Origin of the sequence: Limosilactobacillus gorillae (assembly GCF_001293735.1) — a bacterium.
GTDB classification, from domain to species: Bacteria; Bacillota; Bacilli; order Lactobacillales; family Lactobacillaceae; genus Limosilactobacillus; species Limosilactobacillus gorillae.
Genome location: NZ_BCAH01000014.1, coordinates 25,027 through 32,125, shown reverse-complemented (window position 1 = coordinate 32,125; position 7,099 = coordinate 25,027). Strand labels below are relative to the sequence as shown.

Genomic DNA, 7,099 nt, shown 5'->3' with positions numbered 1-7,099 from the left:
GGATAGGACGTTGCCACGCGTTATTCCGGATTAGCTCAGTCGGTAGAGCACCTGACTGTTAATCAGGCTGTCGCCAGTTCGAGTCTGGCATCCGGAGTTCTGAGATGGTGTTGGTGCGAATCAGCATCAGCACCATCTTTTTTTGCCAACTTAGCTCAGCTGGTAGAGCATCTCCCTCGTAAAGAGAAGGTCGGAGGTTCGACTCCTCTAGTTGGCACTTTTTTAATTTGCCGTCATTTTCAGGGGTGTTTATGTCCTTGATATGACGGCATTTTTGTTTCTTACTAAATATTAGCAAACGTAGTTTTAAATAAAAACTGATGTCAAAAGTTATTTTCAAACTATTCATTGTATACTAAATATAAATTAAACTAATTACTGATTGTGGAGGGAGACTAACATGGATAAGAAGAAAATCGTTCGCTTGACGGCTTTGGTGGGGGTTGCGACGGTAACAGGAGTTGTGGGGAAGGTTAACACAACCTACGCAGATACAAAGCCATCATCGGCGACAACGAATCAGGCGGCTAGTGATAGTGTTAAAAGGACGCAGGCAGCTGTTAATGATGCTGAGAGTAACGTTAATTCCGCTCAGGACAGCGTAATTAGCGCCTCCGCCAACGTTAGTCAAGCTTCTACTGCATTAGACTCTGCATTTACAAATAAGGCCCAGGCAACTTCCGCTAATATTGACATAGCTAATAGTGCGGTGGCCTCCCAAGCAGCGGAAGTTTCCGCGGCTTCCCAAGCGGTTAGTGACCGGTCTGCTGTGGTCAGCGCAGCATCTGTAGCCAAAGATAGCGCTCAAGCACAGGCTAACAGTGCGTCGGCCAGCGCTGCTTCCGCTTTTTCGAACATGGCATCGGCTTCTAACGTTATGAGTGCGGCCAAAGCAGCGCTAACAAGCGATCAAGCAACGGCTGATAGGAACCTAGCTTCTGCAACAAGTGCGGTAAGTACGGCTAGCGCAGCGGTATCATCCCAAGCAGCAAAAGTTGCTACGGATCAGGCGGCTGTTGACAGCGCCCAAGCAGCCGTAAATGAAGCCAAGGCGGCTTTAAGCGAAGCGGAAGCTAATCAAGATGTCAACATGATCTCATTTTCCACGGCTTACATTAATGCCTTAAAGGCTTATATCAAGAACCCAACGGCAGAAAATGATGCTGCCTTAGAAAAAGCGGCTGGGGGTGCCGATTACGTAACTGAATTACAAAAACAATTCAAGTTTTATGATAAATTGAACGTAAAAGTGGATCCAAATAGTTCTGAGATTCAAGCGGCCCTAGCTATTTATGCAACTAACTTGATTAACCGTTTACGCAACCAGGAGGGGTTAACTGCCTTTAGCACCAGTGCCAACGCAAACACAGCGGCCCTGGCCTTTATTCAAAAATATTACAACGATGCCAATTGGAATATTTTTGGAGCTACCCTTGGTGAGGGTAAGGGTCACAATACGGTTGGCCTTACCAATTACGCTAACGAGATCAATGCTAACATGGGAGAAGATGTCGGCTCCGGGTTAACGACCTGGGTCCACGGTAAGGCTACTACGGCCACCACGACCCTAAATAATCTTTTCTTCGCCGTTTACTCTGACATCGCTACGATGCTCTTTAATGATGGGGGTGCTAACCAATGGAGTCACGTCAAATCCCTCGCTGAAAACGGAAAAATCTCGGATGTTAACTTTAATAACGTCTACGTTGGAGTGGCGGTTGATAAGTATGGCTACATTCACTATGAACTATTCAACGCTACGAACGAAAATAAGCTAGCCGAAAACGCTTATAAATTAAATGGAGTAACGGAAGGAAAAGCGCTTTTAGTAAGTGCCCAAGATAGGCTCGCTAAGGCCAAAGAGACCTTAGCAACCAGCCAAGCCAGCTTACAAAGCCTGCAGAACAAGCTTTCTCAGGCTCAGGATGCAGTTGTAGCCGCCCAAAACCAGGTTGATGCCTTGAAGGGTGATGGGACCAGTGCTCAAGCGGCTATTAAGGCCGCCCAGGCACAGTTGAACAGCGCTCAAGCAGCTTACCAAGCGGCTATGGCAGAGGCCAACCAAAAGCAGGCCGCTTTAGCTAGTGCGGATAATGAACTGATTAAAGCTCAAGCTGCTCTTACTTCCGCTGAAGAGACCCTGACGGCGGCGAAGAAAAAGCTAGTTGCCCTTCAGAATAGGGCTACTGAATTAACTAATGCCAGCCAATTACTAGCCGATGCTAAGTTAGCTTACAACCGGGCGATTGCCCAATTAGAAGTGGCTACTAGCAATCTTGAAGCGGCCCAGGTGGTTCTGGCCAAGGCGGAAGCTCAGCATGCCTTAGCCCAAGATGCTGCCCAACAGGCCGCAAACCGGGCAGCGATTGCTCAACAGGTTGATCAACAAATCAAGGCCATAACCAAGCAGGGAGTTAATGTAGCAACTGAAATTAAGACAACCGCGGCTGTAGCCGGTAGCCGGGCGGTGACGACCACCGTAGCGGTTGCCAATGCAACGGATAGTCAACGTTTACCGCAAACCGGTAATGATACTCAAGAGGTCAGTGCGATTGCCCTAGCCGGATTGGGGATGTTCGGAGCGACGGCTGGATTATATGGATTAAAGAAGCGCAAAGAATTAACTAAATAAATTAATATTTAAGGGAAGTCTCATGGGGTCACAGGGCCTAATGAGCCTTCTTTTTTTTTGGGTGGCTAAAATTAAAAATGAGAAAATTTGCCATAAATTGGCAAGATCATAAAAATTAGTCTATAATGTTAAGTGTTGCTTTAGAGGTTAATGAGAGTGATTTAACTTTTAATGTAAATTCATTTCTAAATAAAACCGTTTTGCCGGTTGAATATATGAAATGGGAGGAAAATGAATGGATAATCAAAAGAATACCGACACGGCCTTCTTCGGGCAACCACGGGGTCTGTCGACGCTGTTCTTCACTGAAATGTGGGAACGGTTCAGTTACTACGGGATGCGAGCCATCCTGCTGTTCTACATGTACTTTGCGGTTACCAAGGGTGGCCTAGGTATGGACCAAGCCACGGCGGCTTCGATCATGTCCATCTACGGTTCTTTGGTTTACCTATCCGGGGTGGTCGGTGGCTGGCTGTCTGACCGGGTCTGGGGATCACGGAAGACCGTCTTTATTGGTGGGGTCTTGATCATGTTTGGGCACATCGCCCTTTCATTGCCATTTGGTGCTCCGGCTCTGTACGCTTCGATCTTCCTAATTGTTTGCGGGACTGGTCTCTTAAAGCCAAACGTCTCCGAAATGGTCGGGGGCCTTTATGCGGAGGGCGATAACCGCCGGGACGCCGGGTTCTCAATGTTTGTCTTTGGGATCAACTTAGGGGCTGCCGTTGCCCCGTGGGCAGTTCCATGGGCAGCAAATGGCTTTGGCCTTCACCTCTTTGGGACGGAACAGAACTTCCACGCTGGGTTCTCCCTGGCAGCAATTGGGATGTTCTTTGGGTTGGTCCAATACTATCTTGACGGTAAGAAGTACTTGTCAAAGGATAGCCTCTACCCGGAAGACCCGATCGACAAGGAAAGCCTGCGTCCGATTATCAACTGGACGATCATTGGGCTTGTGGCCCTGGCGGTCATCTTAGGTTTGATGGCAGCGATGGGTCAATTAAACATCACTAACATCATTAACCTGATCACCTTTGTGGCCATTGTCTTACCAATCATCTACTTCATCATGATGATCTCTAGCAAGAAGGTTACCAAGGTGGAACGCTCCCGGGTGATTGCTTACGTACCGCTGTTTATTGCAGCGGCCATCTTCTGGGGAATTGAAGAATCCGGTTCCGTGGTTTTAGCACTGTTTGCTGAACAACGGACGATTCTTCACATTGGGGGCTGGCACTTTGCCGCCGCTAACTTCCAGACTTTGAACCCACTGTTCATCATGATCTTAACGCCGTTCTTCGTTTGGCTCTGGAATCGTTGGAAGAACCAACCAAGTGCCCCTGGTAAGTTCACCGCCGGTCTGATCATCGCTGGTCTTTCCTATGTTTGGATGGCAATTCCTGGGATGCTCTATGGTACCGACGGCCGGGTTTCTCCGTTGTGGCTGGTTGGTTCCTGGTTTATCGTTGAAATCGCCGAAATGCTGATTTCACCAATTGGGCTGTCGGTAACCACTAAGCTGGCACCAAAGGCTTTCAAGTCCCAAATGATGTCAATGTGGTTCCTGGCAAATTCTGCCGGACAAGCCGTTAATGCCCAAATCGTTAAGTACTATTCTTCGGCTACCGAAGTCCCATACTTCATGACCATTGGGCTAGTTTCCATCGTCTTTGGGATCATCCTCTTCTTCTTCGTCAAGCGAATCCACGCCTTGATGGAAGGGATCGACTAATTAATATAGCTTTTCAAGCGTCCTCGTTTCGGGGGCGCTTTTCTTGTTAAATGAAACGGTAGCGCCCATAATGAGATCGTGACAAGGGGGGATAAAATGCGACTGGCAATCAGCAGCGATAATCACTTGGACGTCAACCGTGTCGACGTTCAGGAGATTTTGAAAGTTCAAGCAAGGTGGCTGTCAGAAAGTGGGATCAGCCACTACTTCTTTTTGGGAGATCTGTTCAACGACTTCTTACGGACTAAGGAATACTTCGCCCAGTTACAACTGGCCTTACCTAAGGTGGGCGTCCACTACCTGGCGGGGAATCACGACATGATTAAGGGGGTAAAGTTTCAAGAAATTGAGCAGAACAATGACCCCCGCTACTTTCATAACCAGTTTCTTGACCTCGGGGCGGACTGGCGAATCATTGGCAATAATGGTTGGTACGATTACGGCTTTTCAAGCCTTGCTGACTGGCCCGCCGCAGTTGAAAAGTGGAAGCGGGTTTACTGGCTTGACTCAGCCATCGATCAACCCATGAGCGATTCTGTCCGGATGGACCTGGTTTTAAATCAAGTTGCCGGTCAGCTAGAAGACGCCAAAGCAGCGGGGCGACGGGTGCTCTTTTTAACCCACTTTGCTCCCCGGCATCAAGCTCTGATGAAAAGACCCGCCAAGGTGGTAGGAGAACGGATGGAGCGGTCCTTTCAAATGATCCAGGCCCTAATGGGGTCTGACCGATTAGGGGATCTCTTAGAAGACAGCGGGATTGTTAAAGTGGCCTACTACGGCCACCTCCACGGAGTCCATCCAGACTTTGACCACGGCCAAGTAACCTACTCAAATCCGGCGGTAGGGGTTAATAAGAAGCGCATGAATGAATGGCAACGTCCCACTTTCATGGAACAGTGGGCCTGGAAAACAAAAATTATCGATTTGGACAAAAAAGTTTAAAAAGGGGCTTGCATTTGGCGGTAAGGTTCGGTATTATAATATTCGTTGATTGTTACTAAACAGTCATTACCTTTTCGGAGGAGTAGCGAAGTCTGGTTAAACGCGACGGTCTGTAAAACCGTTCCTTTTGGTTCGGTGGTTCGAATCCACTCTCCTCCATTTTATTATTGGGCTATAGCCAAGTGGTAAGGCAACGGTTTTTGGTACCGTCATGCGCTGGTTCGAACCCAGCTAGCCCAACTAACAAGCCGTTCCGGATTTCCGGGACGGCTTTTTGTTGTAAAAAGGAGGCTTATTATGCCTAAGCAAGGACATTATGCAAGTGCGCGCAAACAGGTACGCATCAAAAATGGTGGCGGCAAGGTCAAGCGTCAGGACCGTTTAATTGATCAGGACCAGCTGGAGGACTTCTTGTTGGTACGCTATGCTCTGACCATTCGTCGACAGATCAAAGTCGACCAGCGGGAGAGTTGTCAACGTTTTTTACAGGAACTGGCGGGGCGCTTGTCTGGTGGGACGATCTCTATGGAATCCCTGCTCAACCAGCTGTTGGTGGACATGCTTGCCCAGCTTCCCTGGCAGTTTTTGATGCAGGTGGGGATCAACTGGGATCTGCTTGGCCGGTTTCTGGGTAGGGAGTTACCAGCCATCCCCCTTGCGGACCGCCTCTTGGTGGTCGATATGCCAACGATTACCCAGTTTAACGAACTAGTCAGTACTAAGTTAGCCCACCAAATAGCGGCGCTGACCCTGTTAAATAAGCCAACCGGTCCAGAGCAAGCCACCCAGCTGGCCCACGGCTTGCAAGCAACGATTCTAAAAGATAACCGGGTTGACTGGTCAAAGGTACGAGCCTTAATGGCACCGCTTGGTTACACCATGCCGAGTAACCTAGATCCCGGGACCACCCAGTGGCTTTTAGACTTAGTAAAGGTCTAATCATATACGTTTACGAATCGGCGGGGGCTTGTTATGATAGACACAATAATATCAATTGATGAGTAGAAAGGATGGCGTACGCCATGCAAAAGTTCTTTACCGTGCTTGGTGGGATGGGGACCCTAGCAACTGAAAGTTACATGCGTATTTTGGATCAAAGGACCCCAACCAACCGGGATCAAGACTACCTGGACTACATCGTGGTTAACCATGCTACGGTTCCGGACCGGACTGAATGGATTTTGGACCACCAAAAACAGAGCCCAGTTCCCTTCTTAGTGGAAGATGTTCAGCAGCAAAGTCTGTTAAAGCCGGAATTCTTTGTGTTAATCTGCAATACCGCCCACTACTTTTACAAGGACCTTCAGGCGGCCACCGAAATTCCAATTCTAAACATGCTGGAAGAAACGGTTAAGGCGATCAAGACAATCAGGCCAGACGCCAAAAAGGTCGGCCTTTTAGCCACACCAGGAACGATCGAATCGGGAATTTACGACCACTACATTCAGGAAGCTGGTTACCAGGAAATTAAGCCGACTGCCGAAATCTTAGCGGCGACAGAGGACTTGATCTACCACGACATCAAAGAAGCTGGACACTCAGATGGAGCCAAGTACCACGAGCTTGTTCGCAAGATGATTGAAGAACAAGGCGCCGATGTGGTTATTCTTGGTTGCACTGAACTGTCTTATGCTGAGGAAATGAATCCGGAAACAACCTATCCGGTAGCTGACTCTCAGTCAATTATTGCTGATCGGACCCTGGAATTGGCCATGAAGTCACAAAAGGGTAAGTAACAATGTAAATATTAGGGCGCACGACCAGTTGGCCGGCCCCTTTTTTATTTGCTAAAA

At 48.4% G+C, this 7,099-nt stretch carries 5 protein-coding genes and 4 tRNA genes; all 9 read left to right on the top strand.

The window, feature by feature from the left end:
- The first annotated feature begins 24 nt into the window (after nt 1–24).
- The 9 genes from AOQ57_RS02615 (at nt 25) to AOQ57_RS02575 (ending at nt 7,042) form a co-directional block, all read left to right on the top strand.
- Nucleotides 25–97: transfer RNA gene (locus AOQ57_RS02615), tRNA-Asn, on the top strand.
- A 47-nt stretch (nt 98–144) separates the two neighbouring features.
- Nucleotides 145–217: transfer RNA gene (locus tag AOQ57_RS02610), tRNA-Thr, on the top strand.
- 183 nt (nt 218–400) lie between these two features.
- Nucleotides 401–2,632 carry an LPXTG cell wall anchor domain-containing protein gene (locus AOQ57_RS02605; protein ID WP_093624939.1) on the top strand — a complete coding sequence of 744 codons (2,232 nt, stop codon included), beginning with the start codon at nt 401–403 and terminating at the stop codon, nt 2,630–2,632.
- A gap of 235 nt (nt 2,633–2,867) precedes the next feature.
- The gene (locus AOQ57_RS02600) at nt 2,868–4,364 is read left to right on the top strand and encodes a peptide MFS transporter (protein ID WP_093624937.1); all 1,497 of its coding nucleotides are present in this window, start codon (nt 2,868–2,870) and stop codon (nt 4,362–4,364) included.
- A gap of 96 nt (nt 4,365–4,460) precedes the next feature.
- A complete protein-coding gene (locus AOQ57_RS02595; RefSeq protein WP_093624935.1) occupies nt 4,461–5,306 on the top strand; it encodes a metallophosphoesterase in 846 nt (281 codons plus the stop codon).
- A 76-nt stretch (nt 5,307–5,382) separates the two neighbouring features.
- Nucleotides 5,383–5,465 (top strand) — tRNA-Tyr (locus tag AOQ57_RS02590).
- A 9-nt stretch (nt 5,466–5,474) separates the two neighbouring features.
- A tRNA-Gln gene (locus AOQ57_RS02585) sits at nt 5,475–5,546 on the top strand.
- Nucleotides 5,547–5,603: 57 nt separating this feature from the next.
- Nucleotides 5,604–6,245: a hypothetical protein gene (locus AOQ57_RS02580; protein WP_093624933.1), complete on the top strand. Its 642-nt coding sequence runs from the start codon at nt 5,604–5,606 to the stop codon at nt 6,243–6,245.
- Nucleotides 6,246–6,328: 83 nt separating this feature from the next.
- Entirely contained in the window at nt 6,329–7,042 is a 714-nt protein-coding gene (locus tag AOQ57_RS02575) for an aspartate/glutamate racemase family protein (RefSeq protein WP_093624931.1), read from the top strand.
- Nucleotides 7,043–7,099: the final 57 nt, after the last annotated feature.